This window comes from Humidesulfovibrio idahonensis, from assembly GCF_054657715.1.
In genome coordinates this window covers 656,497-677,960 of the sequence record NZ_BAAHYE010000003.1, presented here as the reverse complement: position 1 = coordinate 677,960, position 21,464 = coordinate 656,497, and the positions used below count along the sequence as shown (strand labels likewise).

The window sequence follows — 21,464 nt, the reverse complement described above, 5'->3', positions numbered from 1 at the left end:
GATGACGGGCGCGTTTTTGTCAAGGAGAAACTGGCGTGTTTCGCCATGGCTGGTCCGGCGAGCCCTGCCGGCCCGGCTGGCTCTGACGAAACGGCGGGCAGCGGCGCGGCGTTTCTCCGCTGCCGCGCGCGGGCGCTGCGGTATGCTTTTGGTAAGTGACGACCTTTTCTGTGCGCTCTTGCGCTTTTTCCTCCTGGCGCGCAAAGCTGGCCGAAACCATCAACCGAAGAGGTGCCCCCATGAACGTCATCGCCATCAACGGAAGCCCGCGCAAGAAATGGAACACCGCGACCCTGCTCGCCCACGCCCTGGAAGGCGCGGAGGAGGCGGGCGCGACCACCGAGCTGGTGAACCTGTACGACCTGGACTACAAGGGCTGCACCAGCTGCTTCGCCTGCAAGAAGATCGGCGGCAAGAGCTACGGCCAGTGCGCCATGAAGGACGAGCTGACCCCGGTTCTGAAGCGCATCGCCGCTGCGGGCGCGCTCATCGTCGGCACGCCCATCTATTTTCATGTGGAGTCGGGCGAGACGCGCTCGTTCCTGGAGCGGCTGCTGTTCCCGTACGTCACCTATACGCCGGGCTACAAGGCCATCTTCCCCAGGGCCATGCCCGCGGCCCTGGTTTACACCATGAACGTGTCCGAGGAGCAGAAGCCCGCGGAGACCATCGGCACCACCCAGGCCTTCATGCAGCGCGTGTTCGGCGGGTGCGAGGTGCTGCTGGGCACGGACACGCTGCAGTTCGACGACTACGCCAAGTATCTCTCCACGGTGTGGGACGCGGAGGCCAAGGCCAAGCGCCGGGCCGAGGTGTTCCCGCAGGACTGCGCGAACGCGCGTGCCCTCGGGGCGCGGCTGGTGGCTCAGGCCAAGGCGTAAGCGCTCGGCCGCGCTGGGTAGTGCGCCAGGCGGAAGCGATGGAGGGCGTGTCAGGACAACGCGCCAGGACAACGCGCCAGGACAACGCGCAGAGTTGGGGGTTGTCCCTCGGCAGGTTCCGGACAGGCGCCGGACAGATGTCGGGCAGCCCCGGCAACTGTCCGGCAACTGTCCTGCATCTGGGCGCAGTCAGCGCCGCAGCCAGCGCCGTGACGAATGCCGCGCGCCGGGCAACGCAATCCGGACAATGGGGGCAGAGGACGCGCGACCGGGCGCGCGGGCCGTATGCCGGGCCGTATGCCGGGCCGTATGCCGAGCAGTATGCCGGAACGGACCCCTGCAACGGCTTGACAGCCCGGCGCGGTGCGGGTAAGCACTCCCCATGAACCTCTCCATGACCCAAAACCTCTTTTCCTTCTTTGAGGACGGTTTTTTTGGGTTTAGTCGCGCCTGCGGCCGCGGAGAGGTTTGTTGACCAAGCGTTAACCAAAGCCTCTTCTGGAAGGGCCGCGGGCGAAAGCCGGCGGCCCTTCTTTTTCGCCGCCGGGCAGCCACCCGCGTCGTTCCCAGGGGCGCAACACGAGACCGGGAGGTCCCCATGCACCTTGGAAAAGCCATCAGACTGGAACGCATCATCAACCGCAACACCAAGCGGGCCATCATCGTGCCCATGGACCACGGCACCACAGTGGGGCCGCTGCCGGGCATCGTCAACATGCGCGCAGCCGTGCAGAGCGTGGTGGAGGGCGGCGCCAACGCCGTGCTCATGCACAAGGGCGTGCCGCGCTGCTGCCACCGCTCCCAGGGCAAAGACGTGGGCCTCATCGTGCATCTTTCCGCCAGCACGTCCCTTTCGCCGCTGCCCAACGCCAAGACCCTGGTGTGCAGCGTCGAGGAGGCCATCCGCCTTGGCGCGGACGCCGTGAGCGTGCACGTGAACCTGGGCGACGAGAGCGAGGCCAAGATGCTGGAGGAGTTCGGCCGCGTGACCGAGTCCGCCCAGAGCTGGGGCATGCCCGTGCTGGCCATGGTCTACGCGCGCGGGCCCAAGATCCGCAGCGAGTTCGACGCCGACATCGTGGCGCACTGCGCCCGCGTGGGCGTGGAGCTGGGAGCCGACGTGGTCAAGGTGCCCTACACCGGCGACCCGGAGTCCTTCTCCCGCGTCATCGACGCCTGCTGCGTGCCCGTGGTCATCGCCGGCGGGCCGAAGCTCGCCAGCACGCGCGACTTTCTGGTCATGGTGCACGATTCCATCCAGGCGGGCGGCGCCGGACTTTCGGTGGGGCGCAACGTGTTCCAGCACAAGCGGCCGGACGTGCTCACCCAGGCCTTGGCCAAGGTCGTGCACGAGGACGCCGGAGTGGACGAGGCCATGGCCCTGCTCGAGGGCCTGGAGTAAAAGCGCGGCAGCGCCCGGCCTGCGCCGCCCGGTCTCTGTGCTTCACGGGCTGGCGGTGCGGGCCAGGCATATATGCGCCAACACAAAGGGCCTGCGGAACGCTCCGCAGGCCCTTGTTTTTATGGGTAGCCCCGCCCCATGGCCGCGGCGGGATCTGAAAAAGAGGCTCCCCGGCCCCGTTGCTCGGACGGGACCGGGGAGGGGCGGGCCCGCGCCCGGTGCGCGAGCCAAGCCCAGAGGGGCTAGATGTCGTTCCGCAGGAAGCTCGGAAGGCGCTTCTTCAGCGCGGCCAAGGCCATCTTGCGGCGCAGCAGGCCCAACTGCTCCTGCAAGGGAATCTTCTTGGGGCACACGTCCTCGCAGGCCAGCAGGCCCATGCAGCCGAAGATGCCGTCGTCGGTGCCCACGATGTCGAAGTAGTCCTGCTCGCCGCGCTGGTCGCGCGGGTCGGCCCTGAACCGGGCGATGCGGTTCAACGCCGCCGCGCCCAGGAAGTCCGGCCGCATCAGGGCCGTGCCGCAGGCCGCCACGCAGCATCCGCACTCGATGCAGCGGTCGAACTCGTAGATCTGCTCGGCCACGGCGTTTGGCATGCGCTCCTCCGGTGCGGCGGGGTCGAAGACCTTTTTGGTGTGCACCCAGGACTCCACCCGCTGGTACATGCCGCGGAACCAGGTGCCCGTGTCCACGGAGAGGTCGCCCACCAGCTTGAACACCGGCAGGGGCATGAGGGTGATCTCGGCTGGCATCTCCTTGGTCTTGGTGTGGCAGGCCAGCCCGGGGCGGCCGTTTATCACCATGGCGCAGGCCCCGCAGATGCCCGCACGACAGCAGAAGTCGAACATGAGCGTGGGGTCTTCGGTCTCGCGGATGCGGTTCAGGGCGATGAAAAGGGTCATGGACGGCGTCTCCTCCAACTCGAAGCTGTCCATGTGGGGCTTGGAGGTCTCGTCCGTGGGATTGTAGCGGAATATGTTGAACGTCAGCGTTCTGGACATTCGGGTTCTCCTTGTGTGTGCGGGCTGGGCCTAGGCCTTGGGCGGCAGGCCGGCGGGCGGATTGTCCATGGGGATGATCTTGCCGCCGCCATAGCCGCGCTCTCCCGGCGGAATCTCAAAGACCTTGGTGGCGTCCTCGTAGGTCAGGGTGGGCAGGTCGGCCCCTTCCTTCCAGGTGGCCAGGGTGCGCTTGAGCCAGTCGCGGTCGTTGCGCGCGGGGTAGTCCTCGCGCGTGTGGGCCCCGCGCGACTCGGTGCGCACAAGCGCGCCCTGGGCCACGCACAGGGCCAGCTTGACCATGCCCTCTATCTTGAGGGCCAGGGTGAGCTCCGGGTTGGCGCCCTTGCCGCTTGAGCCCAGGCCCACGCGCCGCGCGCGTTGCAGAATGTGCTGCAGTTCGCCCACGCAGGCCTCCAGGTCGCGGCCGTTGCGGAAGATGCCCGCGCCCGTCATGATGGCGTCGAACATGGCCTCGCGCACGTAGTAGGGGTTCTCGTGCCCGTTCTTGCAGGCCACCAGGTCGGCGATGCGGGACTGCTGGCGCGAAACGGCGTCGCGCACGGCGGCGGTGGAGAAGACCGTGTCCGTGCCCTTGAGGAACTCCACGATCTTGCCGCCCACGATCATGCCCGCAACGACGGTCTCGGCCAGGGAGTTGCCGCCCAGGCGGTTGAAGCCGTGCATGTCCCAGCAGGCGGCCTCGCCCGCGGAGAACAGGCCCTTCAGACCATAGGCGTGGCCGTCCTTGTTGGTGCGCACGCCGCCCATGCTGTAGTGCTGGGTGGGCCGCACCGGAATGAGCTGGTGCACGGGGTCGATGCCCAAGAACGACTGGCAGATCTCGTCCACCTCGCGCAGCTTGGTGCGGATGTGGTGCTCGCCCAGGTGGCGGATGTCGAGCCAGAGGTGGTCGCCGTAGGCGCTCTTGACGCCGAAGCCCTTGCGCATGTGCTCGGTCATGCGGCGCGAGACCACGTCGCGGCTGGCCAGCTCGGCCTTTTCCGGCTCGTAGTCGGGCATGAAGCGGTAGTTGTCCTTGTCGAGCAGGGTGCCGCCGTCGCCGCGGCAGCCCTCGGTGACGAGGATGTCCGTGGGAACGATGCCCGTGGGATGGAACTGCACTGCCTCCATGTTGCCCAGGGGCACCACGCCCGTGTCCAGCGCGGCGATGAGCCCGCCGCCGTCGCAGATGACGGCGTTGGTGGACTCGCGGTAGATGCGGCCAAAGCCGCCGGTGGCGATGAGCGTGGCCCTGGCCAGGTGGGCCGTGAGCTCGCCGGTCTTGAGGCAGCGCGCCACGGCGCCCATGCAGGCGGCTCCGTCGTGGATGAGCGCGATGACCTCGACCTTGTCCACCACGTTCACGCCCATTTGGGCGGCGCGGTTGTCCAGGGTGTAGAGCACGCAGTGGCCCGTGCCGTCGGAGGTGTAGCAGGTGCGCCATTTGGCCGTGCCGCCGAAGTTGCGGGAGTGGATGAGTCCCTCCTTTTCCTTCTTCTCCACGGCGGTGAAGGGCTTGCCGCCCTTGTAGTAGGTCTGCTCGCCCGCTTCCACGCGGTTCCAGGGCACGCCCCAGAAGGCCATTTGCCGCATGGCGATGGGCGCGTTCTCGCAAAAGAGCCTGGCCACCTCCTGGTCGCAGCCCCAGTCGGAGCCCTTGACCGTGTCCAGGAAGTGGACGTCCGGGCAGTCGCCCTCGCCCATGGCCGAGTTGCCGAGGGCGGCCTGCATGCCGCCCTGAGCGGCCGAGGAATGGGAGCGCCGGGCCGGAACGATGGACAGGCAGGTGGCGGCGAATCCGTTCTCCGCGGCCTCCACGGCCACGCGCTCGCCCGCCAGGCCGGCGCCTATGCACAAAAGATCGGTCTGAAATATCTGCATGACGGCATCCTTAGTTGAGGGGCAGGAAGTAGTAGCGCAGCAGGGAGAGCACGCCCACCGCGATGAACAGGACCGTGGCGAAGTTCTCCCCCAGCTTGGCGCCCTTGCGCCCGGCGCGGCTGAGGAAGCCCCACTTCACCAGAATGCGGTAGAAGCCGATGCCCACGTGGAGCTCCACCATGGGCAGCAGCAGCAGGTAGAAGCCGAACCAGAAGCCCGTTTGGATGCGGGCGGCGCTCTTCTGGGCCGAGATGGGCAGGTCGGTCAGGATGACCCACAGGTGGATGGCCCCCATGATGAGGATGCACATGGCCGTGACGGCCTGAACCACCCACATCCAGGTGTCGCGGTGGCGCAGGCGCTGGGCGTTGGCCAGCATGACGCGCTGCTCCTGCATGCGGAAGGGGATTTTGCGCGCGGCCATGACGAAGTGGACCAGAAAGCCCAGGAAGATGAGCGGACCGCCCACCTGGGCCATGTAGGTGACCTCGAAGAAGCGCGCCAGGGTGTTCATGGCTTCGGCGCTGATGAGAATGCTCGACACCAGGATGAGGTGGCACCACATGAAGAGCACCAGCACCGCTCCGGTGAGCATCTGCACCCAGTCGAAGTAGGCGGCGAGCTTGCCGACCGGGAGCCCTTGGTGGGTCGCCGTGTTTGACAGGGACATCGTTTCCTCCAGTCCTGTTAACGTTTCAGTGCGGTGCGGGCCGCCAGGGCGCCGGCCGCTTGTTCCCGCAGAAGGGAGTCCTCCGGCGCGCCGCTTCCTTCGCCGCGGCGCAGCGCGGCCTCGAACATCCGCTCGTCCAGAGACTTCTCCCACTTGGCCACCACGATGGTGGCGATGCCGTTGCCGATGAGGTTGGTGATGGCGCGCGCCTCGCTCATGAAGCGGTCCACGCCGAGCAGGAGCGTCAGCGAGGCCACGGGAATGGTGCCCATGGTCTGCAGCGTGGCCGCCAGGGTGATGAACCCGCCGCCGGTGATGGCGGCCGCGCCCTTGCTGGTCAGCAGCAGGATGAACAGCAGGCTGAGCTGGGCCTGCAGGTCCAGTGGGGTGTTGGTGGCCTGGGCCAAGAACACCGCGGCCATGGTCAGGTAGATGCAGGTGCCGTCGAGGTTGAAGGAGTAGCCCATGGGCAGGGTGAGCCCCACCACGGACTTGTCGACCCCGGCCTCCTCCATCTTGGACATCATGCGCGGCAGCGCCGCCTCGGAGGACGAGGTGCCGAGCACGAGAAGGATCTCCTGCCGGATGTAGCGCAGGTAGCGCCACAGGGAGAACCCGGACAGGCGGCAGACCAAAAACAGCACGCCGAAGATGAGGCAGGTGGAGTAGACCCCGAGCATGAGATAGAACAGGTTCAGCAGGGCCTCGCGCCCCTGGGTGGCCACCACCACGGCCATGGCGCCGAAGGCCCCCAACGGCGCGAAGTACATGATGTATTGGACCACCTTGAACAGGCCCTTGCCGAATTCATCGATGACGCGGACGAAGTTGGCGGCCTTTTCCCCCAGGCTGGCCAGGGCTATGCCCAGCAGTATGGAGAAGAAGAGCACCTGCAGGATGTCGCCCCGGGCGAAGGAGTCCACCACGGAGTTGGGCACGATGTGCATGATAAAGTCCGAGGTGGAGAGCTCCTTGGCCTTGCCGGCGTAGGCCTCCACCCGCTGCACTATGGACTGGTCGGCCTGCATCCTGGCCGCGTATTCGTCCATGCCCCGGCCCGGGCCGTACAGGTTCACCACCACAAGGCCTATGGCCAGGGCGAAGACCGTCATGGTCCAGAAGTAGAGCAGGCACTTGAGCCCCACGCGGCCCACCTTGCCCATGTCGCCTATTTTGGCGATGCCCGTGACCACGGTGCAGAAGATGAGCGGCGCGATGATCATCTTGACCATGCGCACGAAGGTGGTGGCCAGCGGCTCCATCATGGCCGCCGCCCCTCTGGTGGCCGGCGCCAGGCCAAGGGCAATGCCGGCCACGACGCCGAAGATGACCCAGAAGTACAGCGAATGGCTGAGACGCTTGCCGCTCATCTCCTTGCTCCCATGCCTAGCGCGTTTGCGCCAGGGCGGCTTCCAGGTCCGGCTTGGCGTACAGGTCGCCGCCGTGGCAGTCGTTGATGACCAGCACGGGGAAGTCCGCAACGACCAGCTCGCGCACGGCCTCGGGTCCAAGGTCCTCGTAGGCGATGACCTTGGCTTCCTTGATGCGCAGGCCGAGCAGCGCCCCGGCCCCGCCCGTGGCCCCGAAGTACACGGCCTTGTGCGTGTTCATGGCGTCCTTCACCTCGGGGCTGCGCATGCCTTTACCTATGCTGGCCGCGAGCCCCAGGGCGATGAGCCTGGGCGCGAAGGAGTCCATGCGGTAGGAGGTGGTGGGCCCGGCCGCCCCGATGGGACGGCCGGGAATGGCGGGGGAGGGGCCGACGTAATACACGACGGCTCCCTCGAGTGGGAACGGCAGGGGCGCGCCCGCGTCCAGGGCGTCGCTTATGCGCTTGTGGGCCGCGTCGCGGCCGGTGTAGATGACGCCGGTGAGATGGACGACATCGCCCGCGCGGAGCTTCTCCAGGTCGGCCTTGGCGAGCGGGGTGGTCAGGTGGTGTTCGGCCATTAGAGCGTAACCTCCTTGTGCCGGGAGGAATGGCACTGGATGTTCACGGCCAGCGGCAGGCTGGCCAGGTGGCAGGGGGCGACGAGCACCTTCACGCCCAGGCAGGTGGTTGCGCCGCCCAGGCCCATGGGGCCTATGCCCAGGCGGTTGACGGACGCCAGCAGATCGGCCTCCATGGCCGCCACCTCCGGGTCCGGGTGGGTGTCGTCAAGCTTGCGCAGCAGGGCCTTTTTGGAATTGATGGCGGCCAGCTCGAAGTTGCCGCCAATGCCCACGCCCACGATGATGGGCGGGCAGGGATTGGAGCCGGACTCCGCCACGCGGCGGATGACGAACTCGCGGATGCCCTTCCAGCCCTGGGCCGGGGTCAGCATCATCACGCGCGACATGTTCTCCGCGCCGCCGCCCTTGGCCATCATGGAGATCTTGAGCTGGTCGCCGGGCACGATGTCGAAGTGGATGATGGCCGGGGAGTTGTCGCCCGCGTTCTTGCGGGTGAAGGGGTCGCAGGTGGACTTGCGCAGCCGCCCGGTCTCGTAGCCGCGGACCATGCCCTCGTTGATGGCCTCGCGCAGGGAGCCGCTGGCCACGGTCAGTTCCTCGCCCACCTCCACGAAGAACACGGCCAGGCCGCAATCCTGGCACAGGGGCAGGCCGGTTGAGCGCGCCAGGTCGGCGTTCTCCAGCAGTTGGCGGAAGGTCTCCTTGGCGGCCGGGGCCTTTTCGTCCTCCCGGGCCTTGGTGAAGGCCGCCAGCACGTCCTCGGGCAGGTCGTGGTTGGCCTCGTCGCAAAGCCGGGCCACGGCGTCAACGATCATCGCCTTGGAAATGAAACGCATGGGTCCTCCTTTTCCGGCCGGGCGCAGCCGGCCGCATGACACGCCGCGGGGCTTAGGCCCGCATCAAATTCCAGGGGAAGCCGACGGCCAGGAACACGCCCAGGTAGATGACGCCGAACACCAGCCCCAGCACCCAGAACTCCCTGCCCTTGATGTAGCCGGCGCCGTAATAGATGGGCGAAGGGCCGGTGCCGTAAGGCGTGATGATGCCCATGATGCCCAGGCTGCCGCACAGCATCATGGCCGCCAGGTTGATATCGAGCCCGGGCACGGCCATGGCCGCGGCCAGCATGACCGGCAGCAGCGCGGCCACGTGGGCGGTGACGCTGGCGAACATGTAGTGGCTGACGAAGAAGACCAGCACCAAGCCGACCAGGGTCGCCGTGGGCGAGTAGCCCTGCAGATAGGTCGAGGCGGTCTTGGCGAACCACTCCAAGAACCCGGTCTTGCGCAGGCCGTCGGCCAGGGTCACCAGGGTGGCGAACCACGCCAGCACGTTCCAGGCCTGCTTGTAGCCCAGCACGTCCTCCCAGCTGACCACGCGGGTTATGGCCATGACGCAGATGGCCGCCAGGGCCACTGTGGTTGCGTCCAGCGCGTCCTTGAGGAAGATCCAGCCCAGCAGCGCGGCCACGGCCAAGAGGCCCATGGTGATCTCGCGTCCGGTGATGGGCCCGAGCTTGCGCAGTTCCTCGGCCGCCCAGATGGGCGCGTTCTCCGAGGTCTTCTGCGTGGGCGGGTAGATGACATAGGCCAGAAGCGGCGTGATGAGGAACAGGATGACGCCCACCGGCAGGGAGCTCATGAACCACTGGTTCCAGGTCAGGGTCACGTGGGCCGTCTTTTCCACCAGGGACTGGGCCAGAACGTTGGGCGCCAGGGCGGTGAGGAACATGGACGAGGTGACGCAGGTGGTGGCGAGCGCCGTCCATATGAGATACGCGCCGATGCCGCGCGGGTTGTTTTCCGGCGTGGAGCCGTACAGGGGCGGAATGTTCTTGATGATGGGGAAGATGGTGCCGCCGCTGCGGGCCGTGTTCGAGGGCATGAAGGGCGCCAGGATGAGGTCGGACAGGGCCACGGCGTAGCCCAGGCCCAGGGTCTTGCGGCCCATGCGGCGGATGAGCGTGAGGCCCAGGCGCTTGCCGAGGCCGGTCTTCTCATAGCCCAGGGCGAACATGAAGGCGGCGAAGATGAGCCACACCGTGCCGTTGGAGAAGCCGGACAGGCCCCACTTGATGGCCTCGGCCGCGCTGGGTGCGGCGCCGGCCTTTTCGGGAACCAGGCGCAGCACCGTGGCCAGGGTGACGCCCACCAGACCGGCCAGGGCCGGGGCGATGGGCTCCAGCACCAGGGCCAGAATCACCGCCGCGAACAGGGAGAAATAGCTCCAGGCCGATGCCGTGAGCCCTTGCGGCGCGGGCAGCGCCCACAAACCAAGTCCGAGGATGATCGGCGCCAGCGCCTTGATGTACCGTTGCATTACTCCTCCTTGCGCAGTTCCGTTGGCCCCACCGAAGCGTGAAGCGTTGTTCCGCCGGGTGTCTCCCGCCCGTTTGGCGGATCATCCGGCGCGGCGCCGAACGCCTCGGCGCGCCAAACCCAACGGGCCTAAAGCAACAGGCGCACCAAAGCGGAAGAAGTGATGGATCTGTTTTGAATCAAAGGAGAAAAGGAGAAGAAGAAACGGCGTGGGCAAGCCGAACCCTCATAACAAAAGTTATGCTGGGCTGGTGCTTTTTTTCACAAAAGGCTTTGGGGGACGGGGCCTGCCGGGCGCATTCCAAAAGGAATGGCCAGAAGTCTGGTTATGACTCTTCTTTTTGGGCGTTCTTCAAGCGCTTGCTGAGTGCGGGCTGGGAGATGCCGAGAAGCCGGGAGGCCAGGGTCTGGTTGCCGCCGGCGCGCACAAGGGCCTCGGCGATGAGCTGCTCCGCGGCTTCGTCGAGGGTGGGCAGGGGCTCCACGGCGGCAAAGGGATTCGGCGCGGGAGGCGCGGCGCTGGGCACGGCCCCGCCGATGGCCCGCAGGAAGGTCTCCATGGACAGCATGCGGCCCTTGTGCAGGCTCACGGCGTCGAACACCATGGCCCGCAGCTCGCGGATGTTGCCGGGAAAGGCATAGGTGCCGAGGTAGGCGGGCAGCTCGCGCGGGGGGGTGGGCTTGGGCTTGCCCAGGCTTGCCGCCGCCTCGGCCAGAAAATGGTCGAGCAGGGGCTCTATGTCCTCCTTGCGCTCGCGCAGGGGCGGAATGTGCACATGGTGGGTGCGCAGGCGGTAGTACAAATCGCGCCGGAAGCGCCCGGCGGCTTCCTCGGCCGCAAGGTCCCGGTGGGTGGCCACGATGACCCTGGCCCGCAGCCTGCGGGGCTGGTCGCTGCCAAGGGGGTAGAACTCCCCCTCCTGCAGCAGGCGCAGCAGCTTCACCTGCGACGAGGTGCTCAGGTCGCCTATTTCGTCGAGGAACAAGGTGCCGCCAGCGGCCTCCTCGATCATGCCCCGGCGCGCGCCCTCGGCCCCGGTGTAGGCGCCGCGCACGTGGCCGAAGAGCGTGTCGGAAAAGATCATGTCGTCCAGCCCGGCCACGTTCACCGCCACAAGCTGGCCGCTGCAGCCGCTCAGGGTGTGGGCGGCGCGCACAAGGTCCTCTTTGCCCACGCCGGACTCTCCGGTGATGAGCAGGGGCTGGCTGCTGGTGGCCACGGCCTCGATGTAGGAGAACACCGCCTGCATGGACTTGGAGCGCGTCACCGTGCCCTCGAAGGCCTCCGGGTGGGCCGGCCCGCCGGACACCAGCCGGCTGATCATGGCGCGGTTTTCGTCGCGCAGCTCCAGCATGTGGATGGCCCGCATGACGCCGCCGACGATGCGGTCCTCCTCGTCGGTCTTGACGTAATAGTCGTAGGCTCCGCGCTTCATGCAGCGCACGGCCGTGTCTATCTGGTTGGCGCCGCTGATGATGATGCAGATGATGTCCGGGTGGCGCTCGCGGATGCGCGAGAGCAGCTCCTCGCCGGTCATGCCCGGCATGGTCAGGTCGAGCATCACCAGGCCGATGGCTTTTTTCTCCAGCAGGGGCAGCACTTCCGTGCTCTCCTGGCAGAGGTGCATGTTGGTGATGCCCGCGGCGGACTCCAGCGTCAACGACAGGGAGCGCAGCCAGGCGGGCTCGTCGTCGACCAGCAAAAGGCCGAAGGAAGGGAAGAGCGCGCCGTTCATGCCTGGATTTCCTCCTGCGCCGCGGGCAGCTCCATGCGCACCGCTGTGCCCTGGCCCACGGCGGATTCAAAGCTCAAGCTTCCGCCGTATTCCTTCAGAATTCCGGTGGAGACCGAAAGACCAAGCCCTGTGCCGCCGGTGTCGCGCTTGGTGGTGAAGAACGGGTCCGTCAGGTGGGGCAGGTGCTCGGGCGCAATGCCCTTGCCCTCGTCGCGCACGCAGAAGACCACCTTGCCGTTTTCCTCGTCGTGCCAGGTGGAGATGTCTATGGCCCGGCTCTTGTCCGGCAGGGCCTGGCAGGCGTTCAGCACCAGATTGATCATCACCTGCTCGATGCGCTGGGAGTTGGCCCAGACCATGGGCAGGTCCGCCTCGTAGCGCGTGCTGAAATGGTCCGTGCATTTGCGGATGGTGGTCTCCACCAGGCGCACGGCCTTGCGCGAGGCGTCGTTCATGTCCACCAGCACGCGGGTCACCCCTTCCTCCGGCTTGGAGAACTCCTTCAGGTCGTTGACGATGCGCTTGATGCGCATGGCGCCTTCCTGCATGTCCTCCAGAATCACCGGCAGCTCGCGGCGCATGCGCTCGTACGGAATGCCGCCCAGGGTCAGCTCGCCCTCGGTTTCGCGCAGGCGGTCGAGGATGCTCGTCACGTCCGCCAGCACCCGGCGCAGAATGGGGATGTTCAGCAGGATGAGCCCGTTGGGGTTGTTGATCTCGTGCGCGACGCCGGAGACGAGGATGCCCAGCGCGGCCATCTTGTCGGCCTGGACGAGCTGCCGCTGGTTGCGCGAAAGCTCCTCCAGGGCGTTGCTCAGGGACACGGTGCGCTGGGCCACCTGCTTGCGCAGAAAGTAGGTCCACAGCACGGACCCGCCGAGCAGCAGCAAGAGCGGCGCCACCACCACGCCCACATACATGGCGATGACCTGCCATTTGACCTTCTGGTTCTCCAGCACGCCAAGCCACTTGTCGTGGATGGCCTGGTAGCGGCCGGTCTCGCGCAATATGGCCAGCCCTTCGCTGAAGCGCGCCAGCAAAGCCTCGTTGCCTTTTTTCACGGCATAGCCGTAGCGCACGGTGAACACGCTGCGCGCCACGGCCTCGATGTTGTCGAGCTTGTTCTCGCGGATGATGTAGATGCCGGGCAACATGGCCACCACGGCGTAGTCGCCCTCGCCCGAGGCCAAAAGCCGCAGGGCGTCGGCCGGGGTGTCGGTCAGAATCAGGTCCTTGCCGAAGCCCTTGCTCTCCAAAACCTCGTTCATCACGCCGCCGCGGTGCATGATGACCTTTTTGCCCGCCAGGCCGTCCAGGCTGGTCACTGGCGGGGTGCCTTTGCGGGCGTAGATGGAGTGGTCCACTATGGTGTGCGGGGCCAGGTCGAGCCGCTGGGCCCGGTCATCCGTGGCGGACATGCCCTGGAGGATGTCCATGCTGCCGTCCATGAGGCCCTCGCGCTTGCTGGCCCAGGTGCCCAGGTGGATCTCCACCTTCATGCCCATGACCTCGGCTATGGCCCGGGTCAGGTCCACGTTGTAGCCCGCGGGCTGGCCGTCCTTGTCGAGGAATTCATAGGGCGGGTAGTCTCTGTCGCCGCCGACGATCACCGCCCGGTCGATGCCGGGCGCCTCCTGCCTGTCCTGCGCGGAGCAGGGCCGCACAAAGGCCGCAAGCATGAGTGCTGCAAGCAGAAAGAGGAGTGGTGTGCGCGCGGGGAACGGCTTCATGGCAGCGGCCTTTGGGAAAGCGGACGTGCTTTGCCGGTAGCACGGATGCCCATCCCAGTCCATGCCGCCCCCCAGGGGCCAGCCGGACGGTGCGGCCCTGCGCCGCGCTCAAGCGGGAAGAACGATGTGGCCTGGGGCGCGGTCGTGGTGCTCCTTGCGCTTGCGCGCCATCAGGCTTGCGCACGGAGGGCGTGGGCGCGCTTGGCGAAATTGTTGTATGAAATCATCATGCGTTCCAAATAGCCGACCTTTCCGACCCTCTCGTCGTGCGGCTTTGCCGTGCGGCCTGCCGCAGGCAAAAGGTCATGCCCCCGCTTTCCACGGCGAGTTTCGCTCCGGGGGGCGGCCCCCGTGGCGGGGCAGGGGGCGATGTCCCAGGACCGAGACGCCCTTTGGCTCAAGGGATGCGGGAAGGACACGTCCGGGTTGCTGAACCCGTTGGAGGCGCGGCTGCTCATGGGCGCCCCTGCCGCGCGCCGGATTGTGGCGGGTGCAGGACGGTGGCGCATGAACCCTCTCCCGCAGGGACAATCTGGGCGACAACCTTGACAATTTACAGAAATTTTAGTCAGGTTGCTATATTGGCAAGAAGCAGTCGCCTGGGTGCCCGGGGAGTCCCGGTCCGCCGCATCGTTGCCCGCAACTCCTGCGGCCAGGCGGACTTAGCCCTTGCCTGCCCCGGAACGAATGGGTGTCCTTGGCGGCATTGCAGAGAGCTTTCCCGTTCGGAGGCCAATGCTCCGGCAAGCGTTGCCCGGCTCCGCCGCCGGCGTCTCCCCTGACCGGGAGATATGCGTGCTCCGGTCGTCGGCTTGGCCGTATAGCGAAGCGAGAATCGTATGCTCGATATGCTGAGCGCCGTCATCGATTCCATCAACCGGAACCTGCTGGAGGGGGGTGCGTACCTCTCGGTCCTGGAGGGCCTGCGGGTAACGGTCTTGATCTCGGCCCAGGGCCTGCTGCTCGGCACGCTCGTCGGCGCGGCGCTCTGCTGGCTGCGGATTTCCAAAATACCCGTCCTGAGTTCCCTGGCGCAGTGCGTGGTCGTCGTGCTGCGCGGAAGCCCTGTGCTGCTCCTGCTGATGCTGCTCTATTACGTCGTGTTCGCCAAAAGCCGGGTGGACCCGGTGGGCATCGCGGTCTTGGCCTTCGCCCTCAACAGCGGGGCGCACATAGCCGAGCTGATGCGCTCCGCGCTGGAGGCCGTGGACAAGCGCCAGTTGGAAGCGGCCAGGATGCTTGGCTTCTCGCGGGCAAAGGCCTTTGTGGCGATCACGTTGCCGCAGGCGGGGAAAATAGCCAAGCCGGTGTATCAGGGCACCATCATCAACACCATCCAGTGGACCTCCGTCGTCGGGTATGTCGCCATTACCGACTTGACGCGGACGGTGAACAACATCGGCAACCGCACGGGCGACCCGTTCTTCTCGCTGTTCTGCGGCGTGCTGATCTATTTGGGCCTGTCCTACCTCGTCCACGCGCTGTTTTCCATGGCCGGGAGGAGGGCTGAAGAGCCGTGATAAGGCTTGCGGGCGTATCCAAACGGTTCGGGCGGGTTGATGTGCTGAAGCACGTCGATGCGCATGTGGCGAAGGGCGAATGCGTCGCGCTCATCGGGCAGTCCGGCAGCGGGAAAAGCATGCTGCTGCGCTCCATCGCCATGCTGGAGCGGCCGGACACGGGCGCGATATACATCAACGGAACGGACATCACGGCCAAGGGCGTGGACCTGAACCACGTGCGCGAGTCGATGGGCATGGTCTACCAGGGCTTCAACCTGTTCTCGCATCTGAACGTGCTGGACAACATCACCCTTGCGCCGCGCTGGATCAAGAGGCTGGGCAGGGCGGAGGCCGAGGCTCGGGCCATGGAGCTGCTTTCCATGGTGGGCCTGGCGGACAAGGCCCGCAGCTTTCCCCACCAGCTTTCGGGCGGGCAGCAGCAACGCACGGCCATCGCCCGGTGTCTGGCCATGGAGCCGCAGATCATGCTCCTCGACGAGCCGACCTCGGCCCTTGATCCGGCAATGACCAGCGAGGTGCTGTTCATCATACGCAAGCTCACCCGCCTGGGCCTGACCATGCTCATCGTCACCCATGAGATGGCCTTTGCGCAGGATGTGGCCGACAGGGTGTTCTTCATCGCGGAAGGCACGATTTACGAAGAAGGCACCCCGCAGCAGATTTTCGAGAACCCGGGCAGGGACAAGACAAGGGCGTTCATCACCCGGCTCAAGACCTTCACCCACGAGATACGTTCGCTGGATTTCGACGCCGTCTCGATGAACGCCCGGATTGAGGTGTTCTGTAAAAAATACGCCATCGATCAGCAGAGGATCTATCGTGTCCAACTGGTTCTGGAGGAGCTGTTGCAGATGATTTTCGTGCACTGCTACCAGCATGCGCAGCCCGACATCGTGTTCACGATGACGTATGCTCAGGAACAGAACGATATCTCTTTGGACGTTGTCTTCAGGGCTGCGGAGTTCAACCCTTTTGATCCACAAAGGGAAAGCTCCGACGATTTGGGGATGCTCTTGGTGCGAAACTATGCAAAACGGTGCGGCCATGCTTTCGACCGGGGAAATAACCGCATAACAATCAACATCTAGGGGGGCATATGGCGCGGTATTGGGCAATGGTGTGTGTGCTTGCGACGGCGTTGGCCTTGGGCGGTTGCGGCGGCGGCAGCCCCGCCAAGGTGGAGAAGGTGGGCGACTTGAAGGGCAAGATTGTTGCCTCGGTGTCTCCGGCGGGTAGCCCCCAGAACCTGGAGGCATCCGTTGAGAAAATCATCGGCGGTAAGCCGAAAGAAGTAAAATACTTCAATAAAATGTCGGATTGCATCATGGCGCTGCAGGCCGGTAAGGTGGACGCGGTGCTGAGCCCCCGGTTCGGGGTGGATTATTTCGTGAAGCGCAACGCGGCGTTTAAGGTCGTCGCCAGCGAGCCGCTCAAGGCTCAGGTGGTCATGGCCCTGCGCAGCGAGGATACCCAGTTGAAGGACGATCTGGACAAGGCCATCAGCACCTTGCAGGAAAACGGCAAGCTGAAGCAGCTGGAGGACGAGTGGGTGACCAATCTGCCCGCCGCCAATGAGCCCGCCAACAAGGCCGCCGATCCCATTCCCGGAGCCAAGACGGTGTACGTCGGAATCTGCGGCGACTACGTCCCGCTGGACTACATCGCCGCCAACGGGAGGCCCGCCGGGTTCAATGTGGCCCTGCTGAACGAGATCAGCCACATGTTGAACGTCAACTTCGAGTTCGTCTCGCTTGAGAGCCAGGCGCGGTTCGCGGCCCTGAGCGCCAAAAAGATCGACCTGATCTTCTGCAACCTGACGGCGAGCACGCCCAGCCTCATGGGGATGCAGAACAAGAGCTGGGTCGCCACCAAGCCGTATTTCACCTCGGAAGTCGGTTGTCTCCTGGTCAGGAAATAGGCCGCGCAGGGCAGGGCCGGCGTTTGCCGGCCCTGCCGGGCCGGTCGGGGAATATGGCCCGGCAGCATGACTGAGCCGCATCCCGGTCCCGCACCGGCACCGCTCACGCCCACGCAATGGCTGATCTGCGCCACTGCGGCCATGGGTTTCGCGTTCGACATCTACGAACTGCTCGCCCTGCCGCTGGTCGTGCGCCCCGCGCTGCTGGAGCTGGGCGGCATTCGTCCAGGCACGCCGGAGTTCAGCCTCTGGTTCAGCCTGTTGTTCTATGTTCCGGCCCTGTGCGGCGGCTGCTTCGGCCTGGCGGGCGGCTATCTGACGGACCTGCTTGGCCGCAAGCGCGTGCTGAGCTGGAGCATTCTCCTGTATGCCTGCGCGTCCTTCTCGGCGGGATTCTCCACCACGCTGCCCATGCTCTTGGCGCTGCGCTGCCTGGTGTTCGTCGGGGTGTGCGTGGAGTTTGTGGCGGCCGTGGCCTGGCTGGCGGAGATCTTTCCGAACGACCGTCAGCGAGAGGCGATGCTGGGCGGCGCACAGGCCTTTTCCTCCATCGGCGGCCTGATGGTGGCCGTGGCCAACGGCATCGCCGCCGCGTGGGCGGTGAACCAACCCGCGCCGCTGCTGCCGGGGCTGGAGCTGCCCGCCCTCCAGTTGCCGCCCCTCCAGCTGCCGGAATTTCTCGCCTTTTTTGGGAACATCGCCAACCCGCACGCCCACTGGCGCTATACCCTCATGTCCGGGCTTGTTCCCGCCATCCTGCTGATGGTGGTGCGGCCCTTCCTGCAGGAGTCGCCCCTGTGGCTGGGCAAGCGCCGGGCAGGCACCCTGAAGCGGCCGAGCATCGCCGAGCTTTTCAGCCCCGGTTTGCGCCGCACGACCCTGATCACCACGTTGCTGATGGCCTGCTGCTACGCCGCGTCCTTCGGGGGGCTGCAGCAGGTGCCGCAGATCGTTCCCGGCTTGCCGGAAGTGCGGGCCGAGGTTGCCGCGCAGCGGGCCGTGGCCGGGGCTCCGGTCGCAGCCGGGGCCACCATCGAGCAGCTCCATTCGTCGCACCTGATGAAAATGCAGGAGTTCGGCGGCCTGGCCGGGCGCCTGGCCCTGGCCGGACTGGCCCTGTGCGTCGTCAGCCGACGGCTGCTGCTGCGCCTGTTTCTGGTGCCGGGGCTCATCGCCATGCCGCTGTGCTTCGGCTGGGCCGCGGTGACGTGCCTGCACCGGCTGGAGTGGAGCGTTTTTGCGGCGAGCTTGTGCATCGTCGCCCAGTACAGCTTCTGGGGCAACTACCTGCCGCGCGTCTTTCCGCTGCATCTGCGGGGAACGGGCGAGAGCTTCGCGGCCAATGTCGGCGGGCGGATGATCGGCACCTGCTTCGCCGCCGTCACCCAATGGCTGGCCTATTGGCTGCCGATCAACGCCCTGCACGCGCACAAGGTGGCTTATGCCGCCGCAGGGGTGGCCCTGGCCGCGTTCGTGGTCGGCCTTGCCGCGTCGTTTCTGCTGCCGGAGCCCCGGCCGGGGAGTCTTCCGGACTAGGAGCGCTGTTTCGCCTCCGCAACGTCCTCTTCCGCCAGGCGCACCAGCCGCGCCCGGTCGAGCTTGCCCTGGGCGGTAAGCGGCAACCGCTCCAGCCTGAGGCACCGGACCGGCACGGATTCGGTGTCGACCCGCGCCGCGACCCAGGCCGGCAGGTCTTCGGCCCGGGGCGCCTCCGCCGTCGCCCGGACACGGTAGAAGGCCACGGGCACCTGTCCGGCCTCGGGGTCGGCTATGCCCACCAGGGCGGCCTCCTCCACGGCGGGATGCTCCAGCAGCGCCTCCACCACCAGGGCCGAGGACACGTTCACCGCGTTGCGCACGATGACGTCCGCCGCGCGCCCAAGAAACCAGTAGTCGCCGTCCGCGTCGATCCGCGCCAGGTCCCCGGTGTCCAGCCAGCCCGCGCCGATGGCCCGGTGCGTGGCGAGGGTGTCGTTCCAGTAGCCGACCATCATGTTGGGCGAGCGCACCAGAAGCCGCCCCGGTTCGTCCACGCCCGCATCGCTGCCGTCCGGGCCCACGAGGCGGCTTTCCACACCGGCCATGGGCCTGCCGATGCACCCCGGCTTGTCGGCGCGCTTGTCGGCGCCACCGGGCCGGGGGATGAACAGCGCGCCGGTTTCCGTCATGCCGAACATGGGCAACAACGGCCTGCCGGTGACGGTGCGCACGGCCCGGCAAAGCTCCGGCCCGGTCTGATCGCCGGCCGAAAACAGGAAACGCAGGCGGGAGTGGTCGGCTGCGGCGGCGGCCGGGTCGTCCAAAAGCGTGCGGACATAGCTCGGCATGACGATGCCGTAGGTTGGGCGAGTCTGTTCGTAGAGCCGCCAGAACGTGGCGCTTTTCGGGCGCTCGGCCAGGACCGCGCAGCCCCCGGCGTGCAGCATGGCCAGAACCTGTTGCACCAGAAACAGCGGCCGCAGGGCGGGAAAGACCGTCAGCGCCACATCGTCGGGCGTTAGGGACAGCTCGCGCACGAACGTTTTGGCCCGCGCCGCGAGGCGGCCCTGGGTGTGGGCGATGCCCTTGGGCCTTCCCGTGGTGCCGGAGGTGTACACGATGAGCGCGAGGGGATCGGCGGCGGTGCCGGCGGTGGGCGGCGCGTCCGCTTCGAGAAGCGCCCCGTGGCGCACGCAGCCCGGCAGGTCCGCATCGGTGAGGATGCAGGCGCACAGCGCGTCCAGGGCTGCGGCGGGGATGGCCTCGCGCAGGGCCGAAGACGTGACGAGCGCGCGCGCGCCCGTGTCGGCGAGGATCTGGGCGTGCTGGCGCGGGGCGTACTGCCGGGACAGCGGGACGAGGATCAACCCCAGGCGGCAGGCCGCAAGGGCCGTCGTCACAAGCGCAACGGAGTTGGGGAGCAGCACCGCCATGCGGTCGCCGGGAGCAAGGCCGAGCCGTGCGAAACCGCCCGCCAGGCGCGCCGCCTGATCCGCGAGCGAACCATAGCTGACGGCCTCGTCGGCGGTCCGCAAGGCGATGCTGTCCGGGCTTCGCGTTGCGGCGCTTTCCAAAATACGATTGATCGGCATTGCTTCTCCTTTGGCGGCGGGGATAGGGCGCAGGCTTGCGGCATAAGCCTGCGGAGAGATTACCCCAACAGGCGGGGGGTGTCATCTGGCCGTGGCGGTGAGCGCAGAAATGGGCAGGCCAAAGCGCCGCTGAAGCGGCCGGTGTCGGCGTCGTCGTCGCGCCACCCTGTAATGAAAGGGGCGCGCGCCAGGCCGGTGTCGGCGTCAAAGAGCCCGCCCGCAAAGCCCAGCGGCAGGCGCACCGCATCGCCCCGAACCTGCAACAGCTTGCCGAAGCTGTCGTATTGCATCGTCTGTACAATATGGCCTTCTGCCGTGGCAAGGGGCAGCGCCGTGCCGACCTGATCGCAGAGCAGAAAGTGCGAGTCGATGCCGTTCGTCACGCCAACCGGCGTCCGGCCTTTGAGGTACGCCAGCCGCCACCACTCGCGCCCGTCGTGGAATTCCGAGAGCCGCAGCGGGTCCAGCCACTGGTAGGCCTCGACGACCCGCCCGTTAACACGCTTCTGCGTCCGCTGGCCCTTGGCGTCGCACTTGGCATGGATGCTGGGACTCCGCGAAAGGGGCTTGTCGATAGGCACAAGGGCCCCAGACAGGGCTTGCGCGCCGGACACAACATCCGTCGCAAATGACGCAAGGATAACAATGGGTTTTGGGGCCGGACCAAAATGGCATGGTTTTGGCTGGCAAAAGGACAAAAATAGCGGGTTGACAGGGTTTGGGGAAGGGAGGGGGAAATCGCGTGGAACTGTGCAACCCCCGGCCCGCGTTTTCAAATGGCATGAATGGGATTCTCAGTTTGAATGCGCGGTTACATGGGACCGATCAGTGCCGAATCGCGCGTTGCTCTCGGCCGTTTCCGCTCGCGCGCAGAATGCAGTGCGAGGCTGCCGCGCCAAAACGAAAAAGGGCCTGCGATTCGCATCGCAAGCCCTGATCTATCGAAGTGGTGGAGCTGGAGGGAATTGAACCCACGGCCTCTTGAATGCCATTCAAGTAGTGTGCCACGTATACGCTGAAATCATTGTGGAAAATTATGCCTGCACTACAAAAAAACGACCTTTCCGGGACTTTTGTAGTGCGGATTTGTAGTGCAAACGAACCCGGGCAAGGGGACATGACCTCGCGAACGGCAGGGTCGTGTTTTAGGGGGCGCTGCCCCCTGCACCCGGTCAAGGGAAGAATTCCAACACCCAACACCAACGGTTCTGGGCTTTTCTTCCAAGTCGACCTGGCACAGGGCTCAGGCTCTGCAAGACGTCACTCTTGGTCCCTGTGCAAAATTGAAAAATCATTAAACAATTCAGAGCAAAGAAACAACTGGATGCTCTCTCTGTGGCTTCTGGCGAATAGGTTTTCTGGCAGCACCGCAGTGCCGTCCGT

The 21,464-nt window shown here is 66.1% G+C and carries 17 protein-coding genes; 6 read left to right on the top strand and 11 right to left on the bottom strand.

Translation table 11 applies throughout. From position 1 onward, the window contains the following. Window positions 1-239: 239 nt before the first annotated feature. Both ACYQ4W_RS09530 and ACYQ4W_RS09525 read left to right on the top strand, forming a co-directional pair. Window positions 240-881: a flavodoxin family protein gene (locus ACYQ4W_RS09530; RefSeq protein ID WP_459855737.1), complete on the top strand. Its 642-nt coding sequence runs from the start codon at window positions 240-242 to the stop codon at window positions 879-881. A gap of 598 nt (window positions 882-1,479) precedes the next feature. Then, window positions 1,480-2,283 (top strand): 2-amino-3,7-dideoxy-D-threo-hept-6-ulosonate synthase, encoded by an 804-nt coding sequence (locus ACYQ4W_RS09525; RefSeq protein WP_459855734.1) that lies wholly within the window; start codon window positions 1,480-1,482, stop codon window positions 2,281-2,283. 242 nt (window positions 2,284-2,525) lie between these two features. Here the strand turns inward: ACYQ4W_RS09525 and ACYQ4W_RS09520 are convergent, their stop codons facing one another. The 9 genes from ACYQ4W_RS09520 to ACYQ4W_RS09480 form a co-directional block, all read right to left on the bottom strand. After that, window positions 2,526-3,281: a fumarate reductase iron-sulfur subunit gene (locus ACYQ4W_RS09520; protein ID WP_459855731.1), complete on the bottom strand. Its 756-nt coding sequence runs from the start codon at window positions 3,279-3,281 to the stop codon at window positions 2,526-2,528. A 30-nt stretch (window positions 3,282-3,311) separates the two neighbouring features. Next, window positions 3,312-5,162, bottom strand: a complete 1,851-nt coding sequence (locus ACYQ4W_RS09515; RefSeq protein WP_459855727.1) for a fumarate reductase flavoprotein subunit — start codon at window positions 5,160-5,162, stop codon at window positions 3,312-3,314. 10 nt (window positions 5,163-5,172) lie between these two features. After that, on the bottom strand, window positions 5,173-5,832 hold the full coding sequence (locus ACYQ4W_RS09510) for a succinate dehydrogenase/fumarate reductase transmembrane subunit (RefSeq protein ID WP_459855724.1): 660 nt from the start codon (window positions 5,830-5,832) through the stop codon (window positions 5,173-5,175). Window positions 5,833-5,849: 17 nt separating this feature from the next. Then, window positions 5,850-7,202: a C4-dicarboxylate transporter DctA gene (dctA, locus tag ACYQ4W_RS09505; RefSeq protein ID WP_459855722.1), complete on the bottom strand. Its 1,353-nt coding sequence runs from the start codon at window positions 7,200-7,202 to the stop codon at window positions 5,850-5,852. Window positions 7,203-7,218: 16 nt separating this feature from the next. After that, window positions 7,219-7,782 (bottom strand): Fe-S-containing hydro-lyase, encoded by a 564-nt coding sequence (locus tag ACYQ4W_RS09500; protein WP_459855719.1) that lies wholly within the window; start codon window positions 7,780-7,782, stop codon window positions 7,219-7,221. Next, the gene (locus ACYQ4W_RS09495) at window positions 7,782-8,621 is read right to left on the bottom strand and encodes a fumarate hydratase (RefSeq protein ID WP_459855716.1); all 840 of its coding nucleotides are present in this window, start codon (window positions 8,619-8,621) and stop codon (window positions 7,782-7,784) included. The genes ACYQ4W_RS09500 and ACYQ4W_RS09495 overlap by 1 nt, the downstream gene beginning before the upstream one ends. 52 nt (window positions 8,622-8,673) lie before the next feature. Further along, on the bottom strand, window positions 8,674-10,104 hold the full coding sequence (locus tag ACYQ4W_RS09490; protein ID WP_459855713.1) for an anion permease: 1,431 nt from the start codon (window positions 10,102-10,104) through the stop codon (window positions 8,674-8,676). Window positions 10,105-10,429: 325 nt separating this feature from the next. Further along, a complete protein-coding gene (locus ACYQ4W_RS09485; RefSeq protein ID WP_459855711.1) occupies window positions 10,430-11,839 on the bottom strand; it encodes a sigma-54-dependent transcriptional regulator in 1,410 nt (469 codons plus the stop codon). Then, on the bottom strand, window positions 11,836-13,569 hold the full coding sequence (locus ACYQ4W_RS09480) for a transporter substrate-binding domain-containing protein (protein ID WP_459855709.1): 1,734 nt from the start codon (window positions 13,567-13,569) through the stop codon (window positions 11,836-11,838). Before ACYQ4W_RS09480 ends, ACYQ4W_RS09485 begins: the two co-directional genes overlap by 4 nt. A gap of 839 nt (window positions 13,570-14,408) precedes the next feature. On the opposite strand from ACYQ4W_RS09480, the gene ACYQ4W_RS09475 reads away from it, so the two are divergent. The 4 genes from ACYQ4W_RS09475 to ACYQ4W_RS09460 all read left to right on the top strand — a co-directional run bounded on the left by ACYQ4W_RS09475 (window position 14,409) and on the right by ACYQ4W_RS09460 (window position 18,546). Beyond that, window positions 14,409-15,089: an ABC transporter permease subunit gene (locus ACYQ4W_RS09475; protein WP_459855707.1), complete on the top strand. Its 681-nt coding sequence runs from the start codon at window positions 14,409-14,411 to the stop codon at window positions 15,087-15,089. A gap of 41 nt (window positions 15,090-15,130) precedes the next feature. Next, window positions 15,131-16,180, top strand: coding sequence for an ATP-binding cassette domain-containing protein (locus ACYQ4W_RS09470; RefSeq protein WP_459855704.1), 1,050 nt, complete (start codon window positions 15,131-15,133; stop codon window positions 16,178-16,180). Window positions 16,181-16,416: 236 nt separating this feature from the next. Next, a complete protein-coding gene (locus ACYQ4W_RS09465) occupies window positions 16,417-17,010 on the top strand; it encodes a substrate-binding periplasmic protein (protein WP_459855702.1) in 594 nt (197 codons plus the stop codon). A gap of 66 nt (window positions 17,011-17,076) precedes the next feature. Continuing rightward, a complete protein-coding gene (locus ACYQ4W_RS09460) occupies window positions 17,077-18,546 on the top strand; it encodes an MFS transporter (protein WP_459855700.1) in 1,470 nt (489 codons plus the stop codon). On the opposite strand, the gene ACYQ4W_RS09455 is transcribed toward ACYQ4W_RS09460, so the two are convergent. Together ACYQ4W_RS09455 and ACYQ4W_RS09450 are read right to left on the bottom strand one after the other, a co-directional pair. Beyond that, complete coding sequence (locus tag ACYQ4W_RS09455; RefSeq protein ID WP_459855697.1) at window positions 18,543-20,081, bottom strand: class I adenylate-forming enzyme family protein; 1,539 nt, start codon at window positions 20,079-20,081, stop codon at window positions 18,543-18,545. The two genes, ACYQ4W_RS09460 and ACYQ4W_RS09455, sit on opposite strands and share 4 nt — an antisense overlap. 59 nt (window positions 20,082-20,140) lie before the next feature. After that, entirely contained in the window at window positions 20,141-20,662 is a 522-nt protein-coding gene (locus ACYQ4W_RS09450) for an RHS repeat domain-containing protein (protein ID WP_459855695.1), read from the bottom strand. Window positions 20,663-21,464 lie beyond the last annotated feature (802 nt).